This window comes from Aliiroseovarius halocynthiae, assembly GCF_007004645.1.
Taxonomy (GTDB): Bacteria; Pseudomonadota; Alphaproteobacteria; order Rhodobacterales; family Rhodobacteraceae; genus Aliiroseovarius; species Aliiroseovarius halocynthiae.
On the sequence record NZ_ML660019.1, the window covers coordinates 230,535 to 255,284 of the forward strand.

Consider the following 24,750-nt stretch of genomic DNA (forward strand, 5'->3'; position numbering starts at 1 on the left):
TTTCTGATTATTGGATCACCGGGTTGGTGCCGCCGCATTTCGACCTGCAAGAACCACACTGATCGCATAGGAAATTTGCGGATCCAACCCAGCCAGAATTTGCGCTGCTGCTGCTGGCTTCATCTGCGCAATGAAGCCAGCAGCGAACTCGGGTTCCATGGCTTCGAACAGGGGAATCGCTTGTTTGGGCTTCATATTTTCGTAAAGCGTAGTAAGCTGCGCTAAGTCGTCTGCTGCGGCAGACTTCGCCGTCGCCATTGTTGCGGCGAGAGTTTCTTCAGCCCTGGTCAATTCTTCCAGCTTGCTGCTGACCCGCGTCTCAGCAAGATTCAACGCTTCCAACCTTTGCGAAAGCTTGGCCTCGCGTTCATTAAGGGCTGCTTCACGTTCTTGCAGCGCTGCTAAGACGACGGCCACATCTTGAGGATTTTGTGCGGCCTCATCCAAAGTCTGTTCTACTGACGTGCCAGAGAGAAGCGAGGTCAAGTCTTCTGCAAATGCTGCGGTAATGGGTCCTAGATGCAGCATGCCTGAAACCGTGAAGGTTGCCGAAAGCAATACAAGGATTCCGCGCGTGCGCAGTCGATGCATGCGGCTGCGTTTCTTGATAGCAGCTTGTGTCATTCTGCTGCCTCCATAACGCGATGGCGCAGGAATACCGGGATGTCATGCTTTGGAGCGGGGTTTGAGCTGCGGGTCGAAGTGAAATCACCCATATTCCCGGTAAGTTCCGGTGCCATCTCGGTTTGAGGCGATGGCGCCTCGGGCAGGTCGTGCAGACTAGCCATCATGAGTTCCAACTTGCGAGCAGAGTCTTCGGCGCGTTCGGTCAACGCGGTCAGCACGTCGGCGCTTTGCCCTGCGGCTGATTGCGCGTGAGCGAGAGTTTTCGTCATATCGTCGACCTGTGCGCTCAGCACGGCTACGGCGCTACCCATTCCATCCTGCAAGTTGTTAAACCGCTTCAGGCGACGTGACAAAATTAGGCAATAGTACCCAGCTCCAAAAGCGCCAAGCCCAAGGATGATGTCTGCGATGTAGTCCATATCCTTCCTCCTAGTTGAGTACGAATTCGAGGATTAAAAGATTGCGCACGCGGCCTTCTCCGGCAACGAGCTGGATCCTGCGCAGCATTTGGGCGCGCAGTTTCACCAAAGAGTGTGGATCCTCAAGCATCGCCGTGTCCACCGCGCGGAGATAAGCGTTCAGCACGTCCAACACGCGTGGTTTCAGTTTTATCACGTCTTCTTCATAGTCGGGTTCAATCTCAAGCGAGGCGCGGAACCGCAAGTGGCGATTGCGCGCGTTTGGGCCAAGTGACACGACCAACGGATCTAGCTCGACAAAACTGACGGGGGGCAGTTCTTGAACTTCGGTTTTTGGCTCAGCCGCTTCTGCTTCAGGCGCTGCCTGTCCGCCGATCAGCCCGGCATAAGTTGCATAGAAACCGCCGCCGCCCAAAAGCAGCGCGCCGATCAGTCCGAACAACAAACCCTTCTTGGACTTCTTGCCCGAACCCTCTTCCACGTCCGTCTCTAAGGCTATGTCTGCGCTCGACATTTGAACTCCGAATCCAATTTCACTGCGTTGATTTAAACCGATGGGCACTAACCAATTATTAAGGCCGATCAGGGAAAACAGGTTGACATGACGGGGGTAGAAGCCCGCTCGGATAAGGAGTTACGTCTTGCAGCAGTTGATCTCGGTTTGGGGGGCTATGGACCTGAGGAAAAGGGCCATTGTGATCGCCGCAACCCTTGCCATGTTCCTCGCAGTTATTGGCCTATCGCGCATGGCGACACGTACGCAGATGACCTTGTTGTATGCCGGGTTGGAAAGCGGCGCAGCCGGAGAGGTGGTGCAGGCGCTGGAAGGTCGCAATGTGGCCTACGAGATCCGGGGCGATTCGATTTTTGTGGATGCGACACGGCGCGATGCGCTACGCATGACGCTGGCCAGCGAAGGTCTGCCCGCAAACTCGGGGAAGGGGTATGAGCTGCTCGACGGGTTAAGCGGGTTTGGTACCACCTCTCAGATGTTTGATGCGGCCTATTGGCGGGCGAAAGAGGGTGAGCTTGCGCGCACCATTGTTGCCAGCCCCGCCGTTCGAAACGCGCGCGTGCATATTGCGAATGCGTCCTCGCGTCAGTTTCGGCAGCGAAGTGAGCCGACAGCGTCTGTCACGCTGACCACGGCCAGTGGCACCCTGCCTATGCAGCAAATCAAGGCGTTCAAGTTTTTGGTGGCGTCTGCGGTGCCGGGTCTGGCGCCCGAGAAAGTCTCTGTCATCGACAGTCGCGCCGGGCTGATGGGAGGGGAGGATCCGGCGACTGGCGGAGCCGTCGCCGCACAGGATCGGGCCGAGCGATTGAAGCAGAATGTCGAGCGCTTGCTTGAGGCGCGAGTCGGTTTCGGGAATGCAGTGGTCGAGCTGAATTTAGAGACTGCAACCGAGCAGGAACAGATTCGCGAGCGCAGGTTTGACCCGGAAAGCCGCGTCGCCGTGTCGACCGATACCTCTGAAAGTACGAATGCGGCCAAGGACAGCGATGCGGGTGGTGTGACCGTTGCATCGAACCTGCCCGACGGGGATGGCACCAGTGGTGGTGGAGCTTCATCGTCCAACAACTCGGAAACGCGAGAGCGCGTGAACTATGAAGTGTCCGAAACAACGCGTGAAATCCTGAAAACGCCGGGGGCTGTGAAGCGATTGACAGTGGCCGTTTTGGTTGATGGTATCCGTACCACAGCCGAGAACGGAACCGTCGAATGGGCGCCGCGCCCCGAGGCCGAGATGGAAAACCTGCGCGAGCTGGTCGCTGGCGCTGTTGGGTTCAATGAAGCACGCGGAGACATCATTACTCTGAAAACTATGGAATTCGAGCCTGTGGTCGCCCTGGGCAGCGATCCAGCATCAGGGTTGTTCTCAAACATCGCCATTGACGTCATGTCTTTGATCAAGCTGGTGATTTTGGCACTCGTGACATTTGGGCTTGGCCTGTTCGTGTTGCGCCCCATGTTGACCGCTCAGGCTGCGGCCGCCGTTGCGGCGCCCGGCGTTGTGCCCGCATTGGGATCCCCAAATGTAGCGCAAGCTGATGAAGAAGCAGGCCTGACTGAAGCTTTGACGGCCCCACCAGCTTTGATCGCAGACGTCCCTGCAGTCAGCGACGTTTCGACTGTTCCTGCGCTGACCGAGCCCGAGGCGGATCCGGTTCAACGCCTACGAGACCTGATTTCTGAACGCCAGTCGGAAACCGTGGAAATCCTCCGCGGCTGGATGGAAGAGGATGAGGAGGCAACAGGGTGAGTATGAGATACGCTCTAGAGGATTTTGGCGATGTTTTGTCCTCGGCCGGACAGGCAGACGCCAACCCGGAGGTTACGCTTTTCCGCTCAGAACTTGATGCACGGTTAGAGGCGCGCAAGCTTGAAGGGTACGAGGCGGGCTATCAATCTGGTTGGGACGATGCCGTGAAATCCATGGACGAAGACAACACGCGCGTTCGGACCGAATTTGCACGCAATCTTGAGGACCTCGGCTTTACCTATCAAGAAGCGCGTAGCCACGTTCTTACAGCATTAGAGCCGTTGTTGACGCAGATGCTTGAAGCCGTGCTGCCGACGGCGGTTGAGCGGTCTTTGGGCCCGATTGTTGCTGAGGCAATGATGCCCCTGGCTTCGGAACTGGCTGACGCACCCATAGACGTGCTGGTGTCACCTGGCAGTCGTGCGACATTGGAGGCCTTCCTGGCAGATGCACGTGCCGTGCCGTTTCAAATTTTAGAGAAAGACACTCTGCTAGATGGGCAAATCTACCTGCGTTCGGGTGAAAACGAGCGTCGTGTGGACCTGTCCGCCGCTATAGAGCGCATCACTCAGGCGGTGAGCGCATTGTATCATGTAAATGAAAGGGCTTTTGACCATGGCTGACTCCACTCCTCAACCCGAATTGGACACCGATGCGAGCCCTTTCGCACGCGTTCCGATCGAGGTTACGATCTCGGTCGGGGTGGCGCGCCCGACGGTGAAGGAACTATTGCACCTGAAGCAGGATGACGTTCTGCCCTTGGACAAACGCATTGAGGATCCGGTAGATCTTTACGTGGGCGATCGGCTGATTGCGCAGGGCGAGTTGGAAGAGGTCGAAGGTGATCCGAACGGTCATATTGCGGTTCGCTTGACCAAGCTAGTTGACCTGAAGTCGGGGTTTTAGCGCCGATGCGCCACAGAATGACAGTGCTTTGCGGTTTTCTGGCCGTTGTGATCTTGGTTGGGTCGGGGTCCGCAGGTCTGGCGCAGGATATCTCGATCTCGCTTGGGGATGACGGGTCGCTGGCGACCCGAACGATCCAGATCTTTGTGTTGGTGACACTGCTCAGCCTTGTTCCGGGTCTTGCGATCATGATCACCTGTTTTCCGTTCATCGTGACTGTGCTTTCGATCCTCAGGCAGGCAATTGGCTTGCAACAATCACCGCCGAATATGCTGATCATCAGTCTAGCTTTGTTCCTGACCTACTTCATCATGGAACCCGTGTTCATGGAGGCCTGGATCAAAGGTGCGCAGCCCTTTTCAGAGGGGCAGTTAGAGCTTGAACCTGCGTTCTCTGCCGCGATGGATCCGTTCCGTATCTTCATGGCCAACCGGATTGATCCTGAGACTTACACCCACCTCGCCACTCTTCGTGAGGAAACCGCGAATGTGGATCTGACAGGGACGTCGCCGCTGTCTTTGCTTGTGCCGTCGTTCCTGCTGTCCGAGGTCGAGCGCGCCTTTCAGATCGGTTTCCTGGTCTTTCTGCCATTCCTGGTGATCGATCTGGTTGTCGCCGCAATATTGATGTCGATGGGCATGATGATGGTGCCGCCCGCGATGGTTTCCTTGCCCTTCAAGCTGGCCTTCTTCGTGGTGGCCGATGGCTGGGCGCTGATCTCAGGTGCATTGGTGCGAAGTTATTTCTGAAAACTGGCCGCATGCGCAGCGGCCAGTTCGATTTTCTGCTGGGATCAATCCTCCCAATCGCCCGAGAAGCCTTTGGGGATGCGCAGAATGTTGCGTTTCACTTTGGTGATGTCAGTGTGCCCGCAGAACGCCATCGAGATGTCGAGCTCTTTGTGCAGCACCTCAAGTGCACGGGTGACACCTTCCTGTCCCATCGCGCCCAGACCATAGGTATAGGCGCGGCCGATATACGTCCCGTGAGCGCCCATCGCCATGGCCTTCAACACATCTTGTCCAGACCGGATGCCGCTGTCCAAGTGCACTTCGACCTTGTCGCCCACCGCATCCAAAATCGCAGGCAGCGCCCGGATCGAGCTGATGGCCCCGTCCAGTTGGCGCCCGCCGTGGTTCGACACGATGATCGCATCTGCGCCCGCATTCACTGCGGCGATGGCGTCTTCGGGTTCCATGATTCCTTTGACGATCATTGGGCCGTCCCACATCTTCTTGAACTGTTTGATGCGGTCCCAGTCCAACGATGGGTCAAAGGCTTCGGCGGTCCAGGTGTGCAATGATGATGGATCTTTCACGCCTTCTGCGTGCCCGACAATGTTGCCGAAGAAGCGGCGCTTGGTGCCAAGCATCCCAAGCCCCCACTGCACTTTCGTCATCATATCGGCCACAGATTTCACCGCCAGTTTTGGCGGCGCGGACAGACCATTCTTCAGATCCTTATGGCGTTGACCCAACACCTGCAGATCCACGGTCACAACAATCGCAGGGCACTTCGCTGCGCGGGCGCGATCGAAGAGGCGGCGCATGAAATCGTCATCCTTCAGGGTGTAGACCTGAAACCAGAACGGTGCTGTGGTGTTCTCGGCCACATCCTCGATCGAGCAGATCGACATTGTGGACAGCGTGTAGGGCACGCCGAACGCCTCGGCGGCCTTTGCGGCCTTGATCTCGCCATCGGCGCATTGCATTCCGGTCAATCCCACCGGTGCCAGCGCGACGGGCATTGAGACATCCTGCCCAAGCATCTTGGTTTTGGTCGAGCGGTTGTCCATGTCAACCGCGACACGTTGGCGGAAATAGATCTTGTCGAAATCTGAACTGTTTTCGCGAAAGGTCTGTTCGGTCCAGCTGCCACTTTCGACGTAGTCATAGAACATTTTCGGCACGCGCCGTTGGTAAATGCGGCGCAGATCTTCGATTTCGGTGATGACGGGCATCGGGAGCTCCTAAGGATTGGTAAGAAATTATTACCAATTACACCGATGCCGTGCAAGTGGTGGAATGCTCTTGGCGAAAAGGGCGCGCATGTATTGTTACTCGTCTGCGACAGGTTGGGGGTGTCTGTTGACAAAATCCTTATCAGGATGGCGAACCCGTGCTAGCCTTTCAAAAAACAAACAAAATGGCAGGTACATCGTTATGAACACGGGCTACGAGGGCACATTCGTTATCGGGTGGGCGCAAACCACGGTCGACGGGACCGAAGATGCGCCGTTGGGCGCACTTGTTTCAGGATCAAATTGGCATTGGAGCGGTGAAGCGCTGCGCGCAGATGGCTCGCGCGAATTGGCGTTGTTGCAAGACGCTGGCGGAGAGGCTGACTCACGGCGCCGCGCAGCAGCTTTCGTGCATCAACTGGCGGGTGCCGCCACGCTTGGCGCAGATGGTCTGGACCTACTGGCAGATGAAGATCCTAAGTTGAATGTCGGATTCGAGATCACCGATGGCTATGAGAGCTATCGTGTCTCGATGGTCGTGCCGCCCAATGGGGGTTGTCCCTTGTTGGTCTTTGCTGGCGCAATGCCGCGCCCTGACACCACGTTGCGTGTGATACGCGCCAATTTGATGGCGTCGCAAGAGGACCCATTGGCCGAATTGCCATCCGGAGTGGCTCTGCTGGCCAAGGGAACGCGCGTGCGGACCCCTTCAGGCGATTGCCCTGTCGAGGAGCTGCGCGAAGGCAGTGTAATCCTTACTCGCGAACATGGCGGCCAACCGGTGTTTTGGATCGGGCAACGTGAAGCGGCGCCGGGTCAGGCCATGGTCGAGCCTGGTGCGAAGCCGATCCGTCTGCGCGCCGGGGCGATCCGTTCCGGGCAGCCGGATGCGGATCTGCTGGTCTCGCCGCATCAACAGATTCTGGTGTCGGGCAAACGGGCGCGTCAGTTGATTGGTCAGAATGAAGTTCTGGCAAGCGCCTTGGATTTGGTCGATGGCAGCCTGATTTCTTCGGATCGTAAGGCTTCGGATATCTCATTCTATCAGGTGCTGCTTGGCCGACACGAGGTGATCTGGGCCAACGGCGTCCCGGTGGAAAGTCTGCATCCGGTATTTGCGGATCTGGATGGCACAAAGGCCGCAGATCGCGCCCGCCTGCAAGAACTGTTTCCGCAGCTTGATGATATGGTGGCGAGCGCTGCGCTGGGTCGGCAAGAAAGCCACGGAAATTCAGCGCATATTGGTGTCGCCTAGTCATTGACTCTGCCACCCGTGGCGCTATAAGCCCCCAATCCGGTCCCGCGAGGGGCCGGTTTTCATTGGTGTTGGTGGACCCCGCAAGGGGATCCCTGTCAGGCGCAAGCCAGAGGACAACGCCCTTCGACAACTTAAGAAGGAGATCAGCAGATGACGAAAAGAACTGCTGCCAAGTACAAAATTGACCGCCGTATGGGCGAAAACATCTGGGGCCGCGCTAAATCCCCGGTAAACCGTCGCGAATACGGCCCCGGCCAGCATGGCCAGCGCCGCAAGGGCAAATTGTCGGACTTCGGTCTGCAGTTGCGCGCCAAGCAGAAGCTGAAAGGCTACTACGGCGACCTGACCGAGAAACAGTTCCGTCGCATCTATGGCGAAGCCGAGCGTGTTAAAGGCGATACCGGTGAAAACCTGATTGGCCTGCTGGAGCGCCGTCTGGACGCTGTTGTTTACCGCGCCAAGTTCGTGCCGACCGTTTTCGCTGCACGTCAGTTCGTGAACCACGGCCACGTGAAAGTGAACGGCCAGAAGGTTAACATTCCTTCGTACCGCGTTAAAGAAGGCGACGTCATCGAAGTGCGTGACAAGTCCAAGCAGATGGCCTTGGTTCTGGAAGCTGTCGGCCTGGCCGAGCGCGATGTTCCTGATTACATCGAAGCCGACCACTCGAAAATGACCGCCACCTTCACCCGCACCCCCGGCCTGTCGGATGTGCCTTACCCGGTGGTGATGGAACCCAACCTGGTGGTTGAATTCTACGCGAAGAACTAATCTTCGCCGAACCACAAGAATTCAAAGGGTCGCGCCAGTCGCGGCCCTTTTTCTTTTAGGCTATGTGCAGAACGAACCCTCGGGTTGTGCGCGATGGTGGACCCGAGGGAAAGCTGTATTCGCTGTCCACTGCCAATCCGGCCTGATTGAACAGCTCAAGAATCTCGGCGCGCGCAAAGGTTCGGTGGCGCCATTGCAGCCAGATAATCGCATTGCACCAATGCGGTTTGGATACGATCAGGCGCAGGCGGCCGTCGGGCGCAATCAAATCCCGCAGGTCGCGCAGGGCTTTCAGTGGGTCGGGGCAGTGTTCGATGACATGTGCGGCCAGAACCTCGTCTGCTTGCGGCATGGGGTCACCAAGCAGGCCCGTGATTTGAACGCAGTCGATCCCGCGCACCCCTATGGTGGTGGCAGCATGTTGCAACATGACTGGGGACGGGTCCAACAAAGTCAGACTTTGCGGTGCGCCGTTGATCGCGACCCAGGCTTCGGCCAAAGCGCCAGTGCCGCAGCCGATGTCGATCACGCGCTTCTCGGACCCGACGCGTTGTCCGGATTGTGACAGGAACCCTAGATACCCATCATAGTATCCAAGAGCACGCATCTTATCACGCCATTTGGGCGCGGCGGTATCATACCTATTCGAAAGGGTGGAAGCGATCTGTGACATGCGACCATTTTGCAATCCCGTCCGAAAATATCAACGCCCATCAAACATAGCTGGTCTTGAATTTGGAGTGAGTCTAAAACCCGACATGTGAACGAAAGGCCAAGTCATGACGAAACCTGTGCCCCAACCGGGCATCATGCAGATCAAACCCTATGTCGGCGGTGCCTCAAGCATTGACGGCGTATCGAATGTGATCAAGCTCAGCTCGAACGAAAATCCGTTCGGGCCAAGCCCACTTGCCGTCGAGGCATTCCAAAAGGCCGGTCATGCCCTGCATCGTTATCCCAACACCGACCATGCCAGCCTGCGGGCGGCCATCGGTGATCTGCACGGGCTGGATCCCGAGCGGATCATTTGTGGTGTCGGTTCGGACGAGGTGATTACCTTTCTGTGTCAATGCTATAGCGGCCCCGGAACCGAGGTGATCTATACCGAACACGGGTTCTCGATGTACAAGATTTCGGCTTTGGCAGCAGGGGCGACCCCGATCATGGTGTCAGAGCGCGAGCGTACCGTGGATGTGGATGAAATCCTGAAGGCCGTGACGCCCCGAACCTCGCTGGTGTTTGTGACCAACCCCGGCAACCCGACGGGCACAATGGTCAGCCGAGCCGACCTGTCGCGCCTGGCTCGCGCGCTGCCAGATGGTGTTCTGATGGTCATTGATGGGGCCTATGCCGAATATGTCGAAGGGTTCGACGGCGGCGCCTCGCTGGTCGAGAAGTTCCCGAACGTGGTCATGACGCGCACATTTTCGAAAATGTACGGTCTGGGCGGACTTCGCATCGGTTGGGGCTATGGCTCGACCGACGTGATCGGCGTTTTGAACCGCGTGCGCGGGCCCTTCAATCTATCGATGCCGCAATTGGATGCGGCCGAAGCAGCCTTGCGTGATCGCGATCATGTCGCACGCTGTCTCAGTGAAAACACGCGTCTGCGTGCGTGGCTGGCGGAAGCTTTGGCCGAACTGGGCGTGCCGTCTGATACGTCGTGCGCGAATTTCATTCTGGCCCGATTTGCCGATGCGGATGAAGCAAATGCCTGTGACGATTTTCTGCAAAGCGAAGGCATCATTGTGCGGCGTGTGGCCGGATATGCACTGCCGAACTGTCTGCGGATTACCGTGGGGGACGAGGCATCTTGCCGACGTGTCGCGCATATGATTGGGCGGTTCAAAGGCGTTGTGCCTTCCGCCGACGAGGCGAGGCAAGATGGGGGGCGCACATGAGTGTGATCTACCAACGAGTGGCCCTTATCGGCCTTGGTCTAATCGCGTCGTCCATGGCTCATGCGATGCGGCGCGGGGGATTAGTGGGCGAAATTGTCGGCACTGCGCGTTCGGCTGAAACACGTGACATCGCGCGCGAAGTTGGGTTCTGTGACCGCATTGTGGATACTGCCGCCGAAGCCGCTGAAGGTGCGGATCTTGTTGTGCTGGCCGTGCCCGTCGGCGCGATGGGCGCTGTGGCGCAAGAAATCGGCCCGGTTTTGAAGGCCGGTGCGACTGTGACGGATGTGGGTTCGGTCAAGCGTGCGGTGATCGACGCGGTGGCGCCGCATCTTCCTGCGGGTGTTCATTTCATTCCCGGACACCCATTGGCCGGGACCGAACATAGCGGGCCGCGATCTGGGTTTGCCGAGCTTTATGACAATCGCTGGTGCATCCTGGTGCCGAATGGCGCTGAAGAGGTGGCAACCCAAAGGTTGTGCAGCTTGTGGCAGAGCATGGGCGCGAATGTCGAGATGATGGACGCGGATCATCATGATCTGGTTCTGGCTGTCACCAGCCACGCTCCGCACCTGATTGCGTATACAATGGTGGGTGTTGCTGATGATCTTGGCCGCGTAACCGATACCGAGGTGATCAACTATTCGGCGGCGGGTTTTCGCGACTTTACGCGCATTGCGGCGTCCGATCCGACCATGTGGCGCGACGTGTTTTTGACCAACAAAGACGCGACGTTAGAGATCTTGGGCCGTTTCACGGAAGAGCTGTTCGCACTACAACGTGCCATACGTACCGGCGACGGCGACCATCTGTTTGACTATTTCACTCGAACCCGTGCAATCCGACGTGGTATCATCGAGGCCGGGCAGGACACGGATGCGCCAGACTTTGGACGTTCGGTCAAGCACGACTAAGTCAAACTGAAGGTAGTATGATGCGATTTGGATGGGACGGGTTTGTCTGGCATTTAGGTGCGTTGGCAGTGGTGGCGTTTGGATTTTTCGGATCCGCCGAAGCCAGTTCGCGCCCACAACCCAGACCCGAAGCGCAGGAAACACCCCCTGCCGCTGCGCCGGCCGCACAACGCCCGGTGGCGCGCCCTGCAACAGCACCTAAAACCGTGCCAGAAGTGTCCGTCGTTCCAACCCGTCTGGCTGTGACACATTCTTTGCGACCGATGGCGCGTCCAAAGGGATTCACCCGGAAGATCGCGTCTTCGACCCCGAAACCTGCGACTTCAGGGCGTCGGGGCCGGATTTGTGGCGTGAATGAAATCAAAGGGCAGGCGATTTCCCCGATTCCCGGCAAGATCAGTGGCTGCGGGATTTCGTCTCCGGTCCGTGTGACCGAAGTGTCTGGCATAAAGCTAAGCCAATCTGCGGTGATGGATTGCACGACGGCGAAGGCGTTGAACAAGTGGGTGCGCGATGGGGTGTTTCCGGCGGTCGGTCGTATGGGCGGAGGCCCAACATCATTGCGCGTTGTGGCGCATTATGCCTGCCGCACCCGAAACAACCGTCGCGGCGCGAAGATCAGCGAACACGGCAAGGGGCGTGCGATTGACATCGCTGGGATCCGTCTGAAAAACGGGTCCGAGCTGTCGGTCCTGCGCGGCTGGCGCGATCCTGCGCAAGGCAAGGCGTTGAAAAAGATGCACAAGGCGGCTTGTGGCCCCTTCGGCACCGTTCTTGGGCCCAATGCGGACAAGTATCATCAGGATCATTTCCATTTCGATACTGCCCGCTATCGCAGCGGATCCTATTGTCGCTGATCCCTTAGCGGATCTTGATAATCGGGGCCGAGCCGATGGGGATCGGCCCAAGGAACACAGCGCCACCCGACAGACGCAGGGTCACGTCCAGTGACTTGGAATTCCCTGACAGCCCGGCCACAAATTCAAGCGCACGGGTCACAGAACTGACCAATTCCGGCGCAATTGCGCCCGAGGCTTCTGCAATCTTGATCATCTTACGCCAGTTCTTGGCCTTGATTGCGACCTCGCCTTCGGGGATGCCGCGTGGATCGACGTCAACAGTGCCCACGGCTTTCAACCCAAGTTCGCCCCATTTGGCATCGAATTCGCTGATCTCGATCCGGGTGATCTGCGGGCGGGCGTCTTCGATGGCATGACGGTCCCACGGCTTGGTGAAATCTACGCTGCCCTTCAAAAGGGCGCGCTCAAAGACCGGCGGAAGCAGATCACCACCGGCAAAACTTTGAATAAAGGACGATGCCGGTAAAAGCCCTGTTGCCTCGAAATGAATGTCGTGGCGGTTCGGCGCGACCGAGGATTTCCGCGTTGCGATCTGGCCAGACTCTAGCCCAGCAGTCCAGCCCCCGGTGGATTGCATCGACAGATTATCGATCACGATCGAGCTGCGATCCAACGGCAAATCAGTGCTGGCATCGAAAACCAGCGATCCTTTGAACGTGTCGGCAGTGAAGCTGATATTCTGTACGGGCGACGAAATCACCTGTTTGCCGGGCCAGACCGCAATCACGTGATTGGGTTGATAGGACAGGGCGAGGATCTGAAATTCGTCCGCACGCCACGCAAGCCCTGTGTCCGGGTCAGCCAGCTCCAAGCCTGTGAAAATCGTATCGAAACGGCTGGGAAACCCTTTGGTCGAGATGTCATCAGCCTGTGACACCCAACCTTCACTGCGCCGATCCTCGATCCAGGTTGTGAACGCAGTTTCAACACCCCTTGCCCCAATGAACCAATACCCGGCCCAAAGCGCTGCCAGAACCACAGCGATCACGACTAGCTTACGCATCTTTAATTCCCTTTTGCGCGACACATGCTTATAGGCAGTGTTTACTGCGGGAATGACGGAAGGGCGAGCGAAATGAGCAACGGCGATCTGTGGGTGTTTGGCTATGGCTCTTTGATGTGGAACCCCGGCTTTGACCATGACGAAGCACTGGTTGCCACGCTGCCTGATTATCACCGCAGTTTCTGTATGCGTTCGATCCACCACCGTGGCACCGAAGAACACCCGGGATTGGTTTTGGCACTGGACGAGCTGGACGGAGCACATTGTCAGGGCCTGGCCTTCCGCGCACGCCGTGGCACCCATGACCAGACAATGGCCGATCTGCGCGAGCGCGAGCTTGTGTCCTCGGCTTATCTGGAAAAGCGGCTGATGATTGATTTGTCGGACGGGCGTCAGGTCGAGGCTGTGACCTATGTGATTGATCCCGATCACGTGCAGTATTGCCAGATCGAACTTGCCGAACAGGCGCAGATTATCTCAGCGGCTGTTGGGGGCAGGGGGCCAAATACAGAGTATCTGTATAACACTTCAAACCACCTGACCGAGCTGGGCATTGAAGACGAGGATCTGTCGTGGTTATCTCAGCAGGTTCGTGCCTTGACGACAAGTTGAAATCTGTTGACAGAAAGCTTGGCAGCGGCTGAAAACCTGCCTATCCTGCCCGCAATAACACTGGCGACAAGGACTTAACCCCGCATGGATCAACCGGATCGCGGGACGCTATCTGCGCCCAAAAGAAAAAGTATCGAGCCGTCTTTCACCCATCCTGTGCGTCAGATCTTTCTGATGCTCATTGCCTTGGGCCTTGTTGGCTTTGGTACCTTCGTGGCATTGCCGCGTGTGCTGCCCGTCTTCATGGCGAACCTGTTTTTGAACGGGTTCATTCTGTTCGTGTTTGTCTTGGGGCTGTTGGCCTGCTTCTGGCAGGTCTGGCAGGTCTTTGCCTCGGTGGGATGGATCGAAGGGTTTGTACAGAAACGCGACAATCACGACCCTGAACGCGCACCGCGTCTTTTGGCGTCTCTGGCGGCGCTGATGCGATCGAATCGCGGGTCGCAGTTGCAGATCGGTGCGGCGTCGTCGCGTTCGATCTTGGACAGTATTGCAACGCGGATTGATGAAGCCCGCGACATAACGCGATATATCGTCAACCTTTTGATTTTCCTTGGACTTCTTGGAACATTTTATGGCTTGGCCACCACTGTTCCGGCTGTTGTTGATACTATCCGCTCACTTGCCCCTAGCGAAGGAGAGGGTGGAGTTGACGTATTCAACCGCTTGATGACCGGTCTGGAAAAGCAGCTAGGCGGTATGGGGACGGCATTCTCGTCCTCGCTTCTGGGTCTGGCCGGGTCGCTGGTCGTGGGCTTGATGGAGCTTTTTGCTGGTCACGGTCAGAACCGTTTCTACCGCGAGCTCGAGGAATGGCTGTCGACCATCACCAAGCTGAGCTATTCGACGGGCGATGGCGAAGATGCCGCCGAAGCCGGTGCCTATCTGGGCATTTTGGCAGAGCAGATCGAAACCATGCAAACCATGTTCGTTCAGTCAGATGCGCAGCGCACCATGATGGATGAGCGACTGCGCGTGCTGGCCACAAATGTCGAAGCGCTAACGTCTCATTTGTCGCAGGACAATGGGCAGACACAGGCGTTGATGCAGATTGCCGAAAGCCAAGAGGCCGTGCGCCAGATCCTTGAGAGCAATGCCGCAGATGAAGAGGCGCAGGTCGATGCGGAAAGCCGGATGCGCCTGCGTTCGATCGATGTTCAGCTTTTGCGCATTCTGGAAGAAATGCAGGCAGGGCGGCAAGAAAGCCTGGCTGATCTGCGCGGTGATCTTGCGACATTGACCCACGCCATTCGCGTCGCCTCTGGTCAGGAGCAAGGCTAGCCATGGCGCTGACCCGCCGATCAGTCCAACGCATGAGCGGGTCGATCTGGCCCGGCTTTGTGGACGCTATGACCGCGCTTTTGCTGGTGTTGATGTTCGTTCTGACGATCTTCATGATCGTACAGTTCATTCTGCGTGAAACGATTTCAGGGCAGGCGGACGAGCTGGACGCGCTGTCCGCTCAGGTATCTGAATTGGCCGATGCGCTGGGACTTGAGCGTAACCGAACAGAAGCGCTGGAAGGCGAAGTCGGTACATTGAGCGCCACGTTAAGCGAAGCGCGCTCGATTTCAGACGCGCAGGCGGCGCTGATCACTCAGCTGACGACTCAGACCGAAGCGCAGGCCGCTCAGATCACGAGCTTTGAGGCGCAGGTGGCAACGCTGCTATCCGAGCGCGACAAAGCGTTGGCGGAAGGCGTAGCGCTGAGCGCGACGGTCGAAGACCTTGAAAACGCGCAGGCGAAGTTGATCAGTGATCAAGAGGCGCTGAACCTTGCTTTGGCGAAAGCGCGTGATGAGATTGACGAGGGCACAGAAGCTGCACGGCTTGCCGCTGCCAAGCGCGAGGCGCTGGAGGCGTTGGTCGCTGATCTTGAGGTGAAAGTGGCCGAGGGTCAGACCGCACTCAGCAACGAAGAGGCCGATAGGCTGGCGGAGGCTGCCGCCGCAGAAGCGCTCCGCGAGCGGTTGAAAAACGCCGATAACGAATTGACCGCCATGACGCTTGCGCTGGAAGAAGAACGCAAGCAGGCCGAAGACACCCTGACGCTGTTGGCGGCTGCAAAGGCCGCAGGTGCGGATTTGGATCAGCGTCTTGCGACGGCTCTATTGCAACTGGAAGAGCAGACGGCCGGCGGCACGGATGCGAGCGATTTGCGTGATCGGTTGGAGGCCGAACTGTCTGCGCGGCTTGATGCGGAACGAGTTGCCGATGAGACACTCACACAATCCGAAGAGCGGGCGCGCCTGTTGGCGGCAGCCAATCTGGCCCTGGCAGAGGAAGAAGCGCAGAGCGCAGAAAGCCAGCGCCAGATCGCGCTGTTGAATGAACAGGTTTCCAGCTTGCGTGCCCAACTGGGCAGCTTACAGTCTATTCTGGATGCAGGATCCGCGCGTGATCAGGCCGCGCAAGTTCAGATCCAAAAGCTTGGATCCGAGCTTAACGCAGCCCTTGCCCGTGTCGCGGCCGAAGAACGTCGCCGCGCCGAGTTGGAAGAGGCCGAGCGTAAGCGGCTTCAAGCCGAGGCGAAAGAACTGTCGGCCTATCGGTCGGAATTCTTTGGCAAGCTGCGTGACGTTTTGGGTAACCGAGAAGGCGTGCAGATCGTCGGTGACCGCTTCGTGTTCTCGTCTGAGGTGCTCTTCGCCAGCGCCCGTGCCGAGCTTCAGCCAGAAGGGCAGGCGCAGGTTGCCCGCGTTGCATCCTTGCTGTCAGAGATCGCGGGTGAAATCCCGGACGAGGTCGACTGGGTGATCCGTGTCGACGGGCATACGGACAATGTACCCCTGTCTGGCCGCGGCGCATTCCGCAATAACTGGGAACTCAGCCAAGCACGTGCCTTGTCGGTGGTGGAATTCATGATCGATGCCTTGGGCTTCCCGCCCGAGCGGTTGGCTGCGACCGGATTCGGTGAATATCGCCCAGTGAACCCGGAAGACTCTCCAGATGCGCGCGCTGAAAACCGTCGGATCGAGCTGAAGCTGACCGAGCGTTAAGGTGTTTTAAGGGTGGTGGTGGCCGAAATGCGGTCGACCTCGACTTTGCCGCGAAACAATGCCGCCTCGCCGCGATAGTCACCGACAACTGTGTTTTCGGCGTGCAACTTACGTCCTGCTGCCTGCATGGCGCGTGCTTGCGTCGCGTCCAAGATCTCTTCGTGCTTGAAGAATGCGCCCTGTGGGCCAGTTATGGTCAGACGAAGCGTATCGTCCTGTTGTGCCCCGAAGAGCTGGGCCCAAAGCACAAGCGCGCCAGCCTGCGTTGACAGAGTTTCATTATGCGCTTGCCCCCATTTCACAGCGGCGTATTCGGGAAGTGCGCTGCTAAACCCAGCGCTGACGAACCCGCTGGCGCGATAAGGGATCGAGGTATCCCATAGAGTGGTCTGTTCAGTGTCGCCACAATAGGTCAGAGAGGTCGCGTTGAACGGATCGACCGTGCGCCCGTCTTTGCGCAGCGACAGATGTAGATGCGGAAACTCCGTCCGGCCGGACATGCCGATTTCCCCCAGAACGGTCTGAAGGCCGACGCGCTGGCCAACTTCGACCGCGATGCTGCGCATTCGCAGATGGCAATACTGGCTTTCCCAGCCGCCGCCGTGATCAATCAAAACCCCGTTGCCGCAATCCTGTCCCTCGGGATGTTGGAACGCAGATTCAAAGAACTGATCCTGCATTCCGTCACGCAGGCGTCGCACGATACCGGGGGCGGCCGGGGTGACGTTCACACCCATCGCAGCCGCTGCGTCCGAAATCAGCGCGATATCTGTCCCCGTGTGCCCGTCATAGGACAGCGCACCGCAGGTAAAATCGGCGACACCTTTGCTGGGGTCGACGTCGACATAATTCTGGATGAAACAGTCTTGTCCCAGGGTGCAATCCACTGGAAAGCGAAGCAAAGGATCACGCGCCGCAACCGGAGTTGCGGCGCAGGTCATAAATGCTACGGCCCATAGGGCACGCATCAGTCGGCGGGCAGAAGCGGGGGCTTCTTGCGGCGGCCAAGGCGTGGGGCTTTGGGCTCTTCGTATCGAATGTCCAGCTTGCCCGCCTTGACGCCGACCTGTACCAGTCCACCCTTCGCCAGCTTGCCAAACAGCAGCTCTTCGGCGAGGGGTTTCTTGATGTGTTCTTGGATGACGCGACCCAAGGGGCGTGCGCCCATGCGGTCATCATAGCCTTTGTCGGCGATCCACTCGGCTGCCGCGCGGGTCAGTTCGATATGCACGCCGCGATCCATCAACTGGGCCTCAAGCTGCAATACAAATTTCTCGACCACTTGCAGGATCACTTCTTTGCCCAGCGGGGCAAAGCTGATCACGGCATCCAGACGGTTGCGGAACTCCGGCGTGAAGGTACGCTCGATCGCGGCAGTGTCTTCGCCCTCGCGGCGATCACGCCCAAAGCCGATCGCGGCCTTGGCTTGTTCGGATGCGCCGGCGTTCGAGGTCATGATCAGCACCACGTTGCGGAAGCTGACAGTGCGCCCGTTATGGTCGGTCAACTCGCCATTATCCATGACCTGAAGCAGGATGTTATAGACATCCGGGTGCGCCTTCTCGATCTCGTCAAGCAGCAGTACGCAATGCGGATGTTGATCGACGCCATCGGTCAGAAGGCCGCCCTGATCAAATCCCACATAGCCTGGAGGCGCGCCGATCAGACGACTGACCGCGTGTTTCTCCATGTATTCCGACATGTCAAAGCGCAGAAGCTCGACACCCAGATTGTCGGCCAATTGCTTGGCGACCTCGGTCTTACCAACACCAGTAGGGCCAGCGAACAGATAGTTTCCGATGGGCTTTTCAGGCTCACGCAGACCAGCGCGGGCCAACTTGATCGCCGAGGACAGAGCGTCGATTGCAGTGTCTTGACCGAACACAACACGTTTCAGCGACTTCTCAAGATCGCGCAGGGTTTCGGCATCGTCCTTCGATACGCTTTTCGGTGGGATCCGCGCGATCTTGGCCACAACCGCTTCGATCTCCTTTGTTCCAAGGGTCTTGCGCCGTTTCGAGGCGACCAGCAAATGCTGGGCTGCACCCGCTTCGTCGATCACGTCGATGGCTTTGTCGGGCAACTTGCGATCATTGACATAGCGATCCGACAGCTCCACCGCTGACTTGATCGCATCTGCGGTGTATTTCACGCCGTGATGCTCTTCAAAATAGGGTTTCAGACCCTGAAGAATCTTGACCGCATCATCAACCGTCGGCTCGTTCACGTCGATCTTCTGGAAACGACGCGACAGGGCACGGTCTTTTTCGAAATGCTGGCGGAATTCCTTATAGGTGGTCGAGCCCATGCAGCGCAGCTTGCCGCCCTGAAGCGCAGGCTTCAGCAGGTTCGAAGCATCCATCGCCCCGCCAGAGGTCGCACCAGCACCGATCACCGTATGGATTTCGTCGATGAACAATACCGCGTCAGGATGTTCTTCAAGCTCTTTCATCACGGCCTTAAGGCGTTCTTCAAAATCACCGCGATACCGCGTGCCCGCAAGAAGTGCGCCCATATCGAGCGAATAAATAGTGGTTTCCGACAAGATCTCGGGTGTTTCGCCTCCAACGATCTTGGTTGCCAGACCTTCCGCAATGGCGGTCTTGCCCACGCCGGGATCACCCACCAGCAGCGGGTTGTTTTTGCGACGGCGGCAGAGCACCTGAATGGCGCGCTCGACCTCATGTTCGCGGCCGATGAGCGGATCAATGTCGCCGTCCTGCGCCTTCGCATTCAGATCAACACAGTATTTGCCAAGTGCGCTGTCGTTTTCTTCGGCCGGTTGCGCATCCTGCACATCCTCGTCATCGAAATCCGGCGAACCAGAAACCGAGCGTGCTTCGCCAAATCCAGCCTCTTTCGCGACACCATGGGCGATATAGTTCACCGCGTCATACCGCGTCATGTCTTGTTCTTGCAGGAAGAAAGCTGCGTTCGATTCGCGCTCAGCGAAAATCGCGACCAGTACATTGGCCCCGGTTACTTCGGTCCGCCCTGAACTTTGGACGTGGATCGCCGCACGCTGGATCACGCGCTGGAACGCTGCCGTCGGCACAGCTTCGTTGCCTTCGATGTCGGTGATCAGTGTCGTCAGTTCTTCGTCAATGAATTCGACCAACACCTTGCGCAACACGTCCAGCTCGACCGAGCACGCCTGCATCACCCGCGCGGCGTCCGGTTCGTCAAGAAGCGCCAGCAGCAGATGCTCTAGCGTGGCAAGCTCGTGCTTGCGGTCGTTTGCCAAAGCCAATGCCTGATGGATGGCCTCTTCGAGGGGTTTTGAAAAAGATGGCATGTTGCACACTCCTCGTAAGTTCAGCGGTGGTCATCGGTGGCGATGCCCCTGCTTTTACCGTTGCCTCATAGTATTAAGGTTCGGTTGTCCTTGCGTCGCTATCAAGACCCTTTTGGTCAATTTCTGCTCGCACAAGCGTGATTTTGCGGGATTTGACCTAAAAATCATCTTTCCGGGCGCGGATCTCAGCAAAGACCTCGGCGTCGGATGCGGTCTCTTTATGTAGGGCGGCTTTAACGGACGACAAGTGCGCGCGCAGAAAAGGGTTGGTCGCCAGCTCGTCCGAGAGCAACGAGGGGACCGTTGGTTCCCTCCGTGCGCGGGCCGCTTCCACCTGTTCGCGGCGTGCGCGCAGGGCTTCGTTTTCCGACTCGATGGTCAGCGCGAACGAGATATTGCCGGCCGTATATTCGTGACCAGAGCAGATCTTTGTATCTGCCGGCAATTTCATAAGGCGTTGCAGGCTGTCCCACATTTGATCGGGCCGCCCTTCAAACAGGCGCCCACATCCCATTGCCATCAGGCTGTCACCGGTAAAGGCAACAGTGGCGTCGGCAACATAGAATGCGATATGGCCAACTGTATGGCCGGGAACGTCCAGAACCTCGACGCGGTGACCGGCAAAGTCAAAATCCGTTCCGGGCATCAGGGCTTGATCCAATGGCGGAAGGCGGTGTTTGTCCGCGTCCGCCCCCAAAACGCGTGCGCCGGTGGCGGCAACCAGATCGGCAACCCCGTCAATGTGATCCCAATGGTGGTGGGTCAGCCAGATCTCGGACAGATTCCAGCCGCGTTTGTCCAACTCTGCCTGAATGGCCCCCGGTTCTGGCGCATCAATCAATGCCGTCTTCCCCGACTTGGCGTCATGCAGTAAAAATGCATAATTATCCGAAAGGCAGGGAATAGTGACGAGTTCAGGCATATTGGACCTCCATGTTGGTCTAACAGTCTTGCCCAAACTATCCAGAGCCTCAATACTGGTAATGCGCCCGAGGGATAAAAATGGCGGGAGAAAAACCATATTCGATCGCGCATGAGCGTGGAGACGGACGCATGTCTGCGCCCTCGGCTGCGCGTAATATGCCGCCCATTTTAGAAGCGATGACGCCGTTCGTTCCTGCACAGGGCGTTGCGCTTGAGCTTGCCTCGGGCACGGGTGAGCATATCGTCGAATACGCCAACAGCTTTCCCAACGTGATCTGGCAACCCACCGACATTGATCCTGATCGCCTGAACAGCATCGACGCGTGGCGCGCAGATAAGGGGATCCAGAATATGCGGATGGCGCAGTATCTGGACGCCAGCGCGCCGTCTTGGCGCACCGGGCCGATGGCGATGATCATGACGGTGAACTTGATGCATTTGATTGATGCACAAACGGCGCAGGCCGTGATTGCTGGTGTGGCGCGTAATCTATCCCCCGGCGCGCATTGGTTTCTCTATGGCCCGTTTCGCACCGGCGGTGCTTTTCGCAGCGCAGGGGATGAGAGTTTTCACGCCTCACTGACGGCCCACGATCCTCAGATTGGATATAAGGACCTCGAGAAGGTCGAGGCTTGGTGCGCAGAGGCGGGACTGCGACGTGCCGAGTTGATCGAGATGCCAGCAAATAATCTGGCGCTGGTCTTGCGTCGCGCCAAAGCCTGAAGATCAGGCATTCCATTTTCAAAGTGATCGGGTAGTCTCGGCCGTGAACAGCCCAAGGGTGTCGTGTCATGCATCTTGATGTACAGGATCTGAGGAATTTTTATTACCGCAGCATGTTGGGGCGCGCGGCGCAAAAGGCGATCCGGGACAAAGTGGTGCAGTTGTGGCCGCAGGCGCAAAGCAAGGGACAGACGGTCGCCGGTTTTGGATTCGCCGTGCCCTTGCTGCGTCCATACTTGCCCACCGCCCGCCGTGTGGTTGGTCTGATGCCTGCGCCGCAGGGTGTTATGCCGTGGCCTGCCGGCCTGCCGAATGTCTCGGTTTTGGTGGAAGACACGTTGTGGCCCTTGGATACCGGTGTGGTCGATCGCTTGGTCGTGATGCACGGGCTTGAGACATCCGAGACCCCCAGCCAATTGTTGGACGAGTGTTACCGCGTGCTTGGCCCCGGAGGACGCGCCCTGTTTATCGCGCCGAACCGCGCTGGGCTGTGGGCGCGATCTGATGCCACGCCGTTTGGGTATGGGCGACCCTATTCACTGGGGCAGCTTGAAGGACAGCTGCGTGAGCATGGGTTTAAAGTCGAACGCCATCTGTCATCCTTGTATCAACCCCCTTCGGCAAAACGGTTCTGGCTGAAGACCGGTACGTTTTGGGAACGGGCAGGGCTTCAATTGCCGGTGATCCTAGCCGGGGGCGTCTTGATGGTTGAGGTCACCAAACAAGTGCCCGCACCGAAACGGCCAGGTCTAGCGCAAGCCGTGCGCCGACCCTTGAAGGTGTTGGAAGGACTTGGCGTGCCCGAACCCAGTGCCTCGCGGCAGGGGAAGGCCATGACCATGGACAGAATCAGCAAGCTTTGATGCGCGCCCGCGTTGGGGGAAATTGATGGCGACGTCTGGAAAACAGGACCAAATGTGAAATTGGTATGCGATGGTATTCCGTTTGTGTTGCCCTCAGTTTCGCCCGTGAACCGTCAATTTGTCCCTAGGGTTAAGGGGTATGGGCGGATTGGTGGCGAAATCTAACGAAACCTACGCCCAGAATGTTGGCGATAAACCCGCTCAAGCCTGTTGCGAGGTGGGGTATTCCCTGCTACATGCGACGACGATTTAGATAGTACGCGCGAAAGTGCGGCTTCTGTTGGCCGCCCCGGTTTGTTCGGCAGACCACAATGGGGCTTAACATATCGGAAGGGTGGACGTGTCCGAACCAGTCTCGATCTCAACTGGCATTGCCCAACGTTATGCCACGGCTATTTTCGAATTGGCCAAAGAGGGTAAGAAACTGAAAGCAGTCGAGGCGGACGTTGTCGCCCTTGACGCTGCTCTCGCCGATAGCTCTGATCTTGTCGACCTGATCAATTCGCCGGTTTACAGCCGCGATGAACAGGCTGGCGTGATTGCAGCTGTCGCCAAAAAAATGAAACTTTCGCCAATGGTCGCAAACGCGCTGGGTCTGATGGCCCAGAAACGTCGTTTGTTTGTGCTGCCTCAGCTTCTGGACGCCATGCGCGCCCTGATCGCCGAGGACAAAGGTGAGATCACCGCAGAGGTGACCGCAGCCAAAGCAATGACCAAGGCACAGCAAGACAAACTTGCCAAGGCTCTGAAAGCCTCAACCGGCAAGGATGTGAACATCAACCTGGCAGTCGATGAGGAACTCATCGGTGGCCTGGTCGTGAAAGTGGGCTCGCAAATGATCGACACGTCGGTCAAGGCCAAGCTCGATGCACTTCAGAATTCCATGAAAGAGGTCGGATAATGGGTATCCAAGCAGCAGAAATTTCTGCGATCCTGAAAGACCAGATCAAGAACTTCGGCCAAGATGCCGAAGTGGCCGAAGTTGGCCGCGTTCTGTCGGTCGGTGACGGTATCGCCCGTGTACACGGTCTGGACAATGTTCAGGCAGGTGAAATGGTTGAATTCCCCGGTGGTATCCGCGGGATGGCTCTGAACCTTGAAGCAGACAACGTAGGTGTTGTTATCTTCGGTTCGGACCGCGACATTAAAGAAGGCGACACTGTTAAGCGTACGAACTCCATCGTGGACGTTCCTGCTGGTGACGAACTGCTTGGTCGCGTTGTTGACGGTCTGGGTAACCCGATCGACGGCAAAGGCCCAATCAAAACCAAAAAGCGCAACGTTGCTGACGTTAAAGCGCCGGGCATCATCCCGCGTAAATCGGTTCACGAACCGATGGCAACCGGCCTGAAGTCGGTTGACGCGATGATCCCAATTGGCCGTGGCCAGCGAGAGCTGATCATTGGCGACCGTCAGACCGGTAAAACTGCCGTTGCTCTGGACGCGATCCTGAACCAGAAATCGTATAACGAAGCCGCTGGCGACGACGAGAGCAAGAAGCTCTACTGCGTCTATGTAGCTGTTGGCCAGAAGCGCTCGACTGTTGCGCAGCTGGTGAAAAAGCTGGAAGAAACCGGCGCGATTGAATACTCGATCGTTGTTGCTGCAACCGCTTCGGACCCCGCGCCGATGCAGTTCCTGGCACCTTACGCCGCAACCGCCATGGCCGAGCACTTCCGTGACAACGGCCGCCACGCCCTGATCATCTATGATGACCTGTCGAAACAGGCTGTGTCGTATCGTCAGATGTCGCTGCTTCTGCGTCGCCCGCCGGGCCGTGAAGCTTACCCGGGTGACGTTTTCTATCTTCACTCGCGCCTGCTGGAACGTTCGGCCAAGCTGAACGAGGACTACGGCGCAGGTTCGCTGACCGCTCTGCCGGTTATTGAAACCCAAGGTGGCGACGTTTCCGCGTTTATTCCGACCAACGTGATTTCGATCACCGACGGTCAGATCTTCCTGGAAACCGAACTGTTCTACCAGGGTATCCGCCCTGCTGTGAACACCGGTCTGTCGGTTTCGCGTGTTGGCTCAAGCGCTCAGACAAAAGCAATGTCGTCGGTTGCTGGCCCGGTTAAACTGTCGCTGGCTCAGTATCGTGAGATGGCTGCGTTTGCTCAGTTCGGTTCGGACCTTGATGCCTCGACCCAGCAGTTGCTGAACCGTGGTGCCCGTCTGACGGAACTGATGAAGCAGGCGCAGTATTCGCCGCTGACCAACGCTGAAATCGTTTGCGTGATCTACGCTGGTACCAACGGCTACCTGGACAAGATCGACGTATCGGAAGTTGGTCGTTTTGAAGCTGGTCTTCTGAACCACCTGCGTCAGAAACACGCTGATCTGCTTGCCGACATCACCGACAACGACCGCAAGGTTAAAGGTGAACTTGAGGACAAGGTCAAAGCAGCGCTGGACGCGTTCGCCGCTGACTTCGCTTAAGGGGGCTCAGAC

At 57.6% G+C, this 24,750-nt stretch carries 25 protein-coding genes; 16 read left to right on the plus strand and 9 right to left on the minus strand.

Annotation, left to right across the window (positions count from 1 at the left end; all coding sequences use genetic code 11):
- Positions 1–15 precede the first annotated feature (15 nt).
- The 3 genes from FIL88_RS01210 to FIL88_RS01220 are packed head-to-tail and all read right to left on the minus strand — an operon-like array spanning position 16 to position 1,560.
- A complete protein-coding gene (locus FIL88_RS01210; protein WP_142852002.1) occupies positions 16–624 on the minus strand; it encodes a MotE family protein in 609 nt (202 codons plus the stop codon).
- Positions 621–1,046, minus strand: coding sequence for a hypothetical protein (locus tag FIL88_RS01215; RefSeq protein WP_142852003.1), 426 nt, complete (start codon positions 1,044–1,046; stop codon positions 621–623). Before FIL88_RS01215 ends, FIL88_RS01210 begins: the two co-directional genes overlap by 4 nt.
- Before the next feature lie 10 nt (positions 1,047–1,056).
- Entirely contained in the window at positions 1,057–1,560 is a 504-nt protein-coding gene (locus FIL88_RS01220) for a flagellar basal body-associated FliL family protein (protein ID WP_142852004.1), read from the minus strand.
- 127 nt (positions 1,561–1,687) lie between these two features.
- Here FIL88_RS01220 and fliF point away from each other — a divergent pair, with 127 nt between their 5' ends.
- Genes fliF through fliP form a run of 4 tightly spaced genes read left to right on the plus strand, consistent with a single transcriptional unit; the run spans position 1,688 to position 4,965 of the window.
- The gene (gene fliF, locus FIL88_RS01225) at positions 1,688–3,310 is read left to right on the plus strand and encodes a flagellar basal-body MS-ring/collar protein FliF (RefSeq protein WP_142852005.1); all 1,623 of its coding nucleotides are present in this window, start codon (positions 1,688–1,690) and stop codon (positions 3,308–3,310) included.
- Positions 3,311–3,312: 2 nt separating this feature from the next.
- On the plus strand, positions 3,313–3,933 hold the full coding sequence (locus FIL88_RS01230) for a FliH/SctL family protein (protein WP_142852006.1): 621 nt from the start codon (positions 3,313–3,315) through the stop codon (positions 3,931–3,933).
- Positions 3,926–4,216 carry a FliM/FliN family flagellar motor switch protein gene (locus tag FIL88_RS01235; protein ID WP_142852007.1) on the plus strand — a complete coding sequence of 97 codons (291 nt, stop codon included), beginning with the start codon at positions 3,926–3,928 and terminating at the stop codon, positions 4,214–4,216. Before FIL88_RS01230 ends, FIL88_RS01235 begins: the two co-directional genes overlap by 8 nt.
- Before the next feature lie 17 nt (positions 4,217–4,233).
- A complete protein-coding gene (fliP, locus tag FIL88_RS01240; protein WP_142852008.1) occupies positions 4,234–4,965 on the plus strand; it encodes a flagellar type III secretion system pore protein FliP in 732 nt (243 codons plus the stop codon).
- 44 nt (positions 4,966–5,009) lie between these two features.
- Here fliP and FIL88_RS01245 read toward each other — a convergent pair whose 3' ends face one another.
- Complete coding sequence (locus FIL88_RS01245; protein ID WP_142852009.1) at positions 5,010–6,176, minus strand: alpha-hydroxy acid oxidase; 1,167 nt, start codon at positions 6,174–6,176, stop codon at positions 5,010–5,012.
- A 202-nt stretch (positions 6,177–6,378) separates the two neighbouring features.
- Here FIL88_RS01245 and FIL88_RS01250 point away from each other — a divergent pair, with 202 nt between their 5' ends.
- Together FIL88_RS01250 and rpsD are read left to right on the plus strand one after the other, a co-directional pair.
- Positions 6,379–7,431 carry a Hint domain-containing protein gene (locus FIL88_RS01250; protein ID WP_185960804.1) on the plus strand — a complete coding sequence of 351 codons (1,053 nt, stop codon included), beginning with the start codon at positions 6,379–6,381 and terminating at the stop codon, positions 7,429–7,431.
- Positions 7,432–7,584: 153 nt separating this feature from the next.
- Complete coding sequence (rpsD, locus tag FIL88_RS01255) at positions 7,585–8,205, plus strand: 30S ribosomal protein S4 (RefSeq protein WP_142852011.1); 621 nt, start codon at positions 7,585–7,587, stop codon at positions 8,203–8,205.
- A gap of 55 nt (positions 8,206–8,260) precedes the next feature.
- Here the strand turns inward: rpsD and FIL88_RS01260 are convergent, their stop codons facing one another.
- Positions 8,261–8,812, minus strand: a complete 552-nt coding sequence (locus FIL88_RS01260) for a class I SAM-dependent methyltransferase (protein ID WP_142853403.1) — start codon at positions 8,810–8,812, stop codon at positions 8,261–8,263.
- Positions 8,813–8,984: 172 nt separating this feature from the next.
- Between FIL88_RS01260 and hisC the strand changes: the two genes are divergently transcribed.
- The 3 genes from hisC to FIL88_RS01275 are packed head-to-tail and all read left to right on the plus strand — an operon-like array spanning position 8,985 to position 11,877.
- Complete coding sequence (hisC, locus tag FIL88_RS01265) at positions 8,985–10,106, plus strand: histidinol-phosphate transaminase (protein ID WP_142852012.1); 1,122 nt, start codon at positions 8,985–8,987, stop codon at positions 10,104–10,106.
- On the plus strand, positions 10,103–11,020 hold the full coding sequence (locus tag FIL88_RS01270; protein WP_142852013.1) for a prephenate/arogenate dehydrogenase family protein: 918 nt from the start codon (positions 10,103–10,105) through the stop codon (positions 11,018–11,020). The genes hisC and FIL88_RS01270 overlap by 4 nt, the downstream gene beginning before the upstream one ends.
- Before the next feature lie 17 nt (positions 11,021–11,037).
- Positions 11,038–11,877 carry an extensin-like domain-containing protein gene (locus tag FIL88_RS01275; protein WP_246066583.1) on the plus strand — a complete coding sequence of 280 codons (840 nt, stop codon included), beginning with the start codon at positions 11,038–11,040 and terminating at the stop codon, positions 11,875–11,877.
- Positions 11,878–11,881: 4 nt separating this feature from the next.
- Here the strand turns inward: FIL88_RS01275 and FIL88_RS01280 are convergent, their stop codons facing one another.
- The gene (locus FIL88_RS01280; protein WP_185960805.1) at positions 11,882–12,883 is read right to left on the minus strand and encodes a DUF2125 domain-containing protein; all 1,002 of its coding nucleotides are present in this window, start codon (positions 12,881–12,883) and stop codon (positions 11,882–11,884) included.
- A 72-nt stretch (positions 12,884–12,955) separates the two neighbouring features.
- Here FIL88_RS01280 and FIL88_RS01285 point away from each other — a divergent pair, with 72 nt between their 5' ends.
- The 3 genes from FIL88_RS01285 to FIL88_RS01295 all read left to right on the plus strand — a co-directional run bounded on the left by FIL88_RS01285 (position 12,956) and on the right by FIL88_RS01295 (position 16,494).
- Positions 12,956–13,495, plus strand: coding sequence for a gamma-glutamylcyclotransferase (locus FIL88_RS01285; protein WP_185960806.1), 540 nt, complete (start codon positions 12,956–12,958; stop codon positions 13,493–13,495).
- Between the two features lie 84 nt (positions 13,496–13,579).
- The gene (locus tag FIL88_RS01290; protein ID WP_142852015.1) at positions 13,580–14,776 is read left to right on the plus strand and encodes a biopolymer transporter ExbB; all 1,197 of its coding nucleotides are present in this window, start codon (positions 13,580–13,582) and stop codon (positions 14,774–14,776) included.
- A 2-nt stretch (positions 14,777–14,778) separates the two neighbouring features.
- Positions 14,779–16,494 carry a peptidoglycan -binding protein gene (locus FIL88_RS01295; protein ID WP_142852016.1) on the plus strand — a complete coding sequence of 572 codons (1,716 nt, stop codon included), beginning with the start codon at positions 14,779–14,781 and terminating at the stop codon, positions 16,492–16,494.
- Here the strand turns inward: FIL88_RS01295 and FIL88_RS01300 are convergent.
- The 3 genes from FIL88_RS01300 to gloB all read right to left on the minus strand — a co-directional run bounded on the left by FIL88_RS01300 (position 16,491) and on the right by gloB (position 20,711).
- Positions 16,491–17,462: a M23 family metallopeptidase gene (locus FIL88_RS01300; protein ID WP_142852017.1), complete on the minus strand. Its 972-nt coding sequence runs from the start codon at positions 17,460–17,462 to the stop codon at positions 16,491–16,493. The genes FIL88_RS01295 and FIL88_RS01300 overlap by 4 nt on opposite strands.
- Complete coding sequence (gene clpA / locus FIL88_RS01305; RefSeq protein ID WP_142852018.1) at positions 17,462–19,789, minus strand: ATP-dependent Clp protease ATP-binding subunit ClpA; 2,328 nt, start codon at positions 19,787–19,789, stop codon at positions 17,462–17,464. The genes FIL88_RS01300 and clpA overlap by 1 nt, the downstream gene beginning before the upstream one ends.
- A gap of 157 nt (positions 19,790–19,946) precedes the next feature.
- Positions 19,947–20,711, minus strand: coding sequence for a hydroxyacylglutathione hydrolase (gene gloB / locus FIL88_RS01310; RefSeq protein WP_142852019.1), 765 nt, complete (start codon positions 20,709–20,711; stop codon positions 19,947–19,949).
- Between the two features lie 80 nt (positions 20,712–20,791).
- On the opposite strand from gloB, the gene FIL88_RS01315 reads away from it, so the two are divergent.
- The 4 genes from FIL88_RS01315 (at position 20,792) to atpA (ending at position 24,738) form a co-directional block, all read left to right on the plus strand.
- Positions 20,792–21,436, plus strand: coding sequence for a DUF938 domain-containing protein (locus FIL88_RS01315; RefSeq protein WP_142852020.1), 645 nt, complete (start codon positions 20,792–20,794; stop codon positions 21,434–21,436).
- Between the two features lie 68 nt (positions 21,437–21,504).
- Positions 21,505–22,299, plus strand: a complete 795-nt coding sequence (locus FIL88_RS01320; RefSeq protein WP_142852021.1) for a class I SAM-dependent methyltransferase — start codon at positions 21,505–21,507, stop codon at positions 22,297–22,299.
- 340 nt (positions 22,300–22,639) lie between these two features.
- The gene (locus FIL88_RS01325) at positions 22,640–23,200 is read left to right on the plus strand and encodes a F0F1 ATP synthase subunit delta (protein ID WP_142852022.1); all 561 of its coding nucleotides are present in this window, start codon (positions 22,640–22,642) and stop codon (positions 23,198–23,200) included.
- On the plus strand, positions 23,200–24,738 hold the full coding sequence (atpA, locus tag FIL88_RS01330; protein ID WP_142852023.1) for a F0F1 ATP synthase subunit alpha: 1,539 nt from the start codon (positions 23,200–23,202) through the stop codon (positions 24,736–24,738). Before FIL88_RS01325 ends, atpA begins: the two co-directional genes overlap by 1 nt.
- Positions 24,739–24,750: the final 12 nt, after the last annotated feature.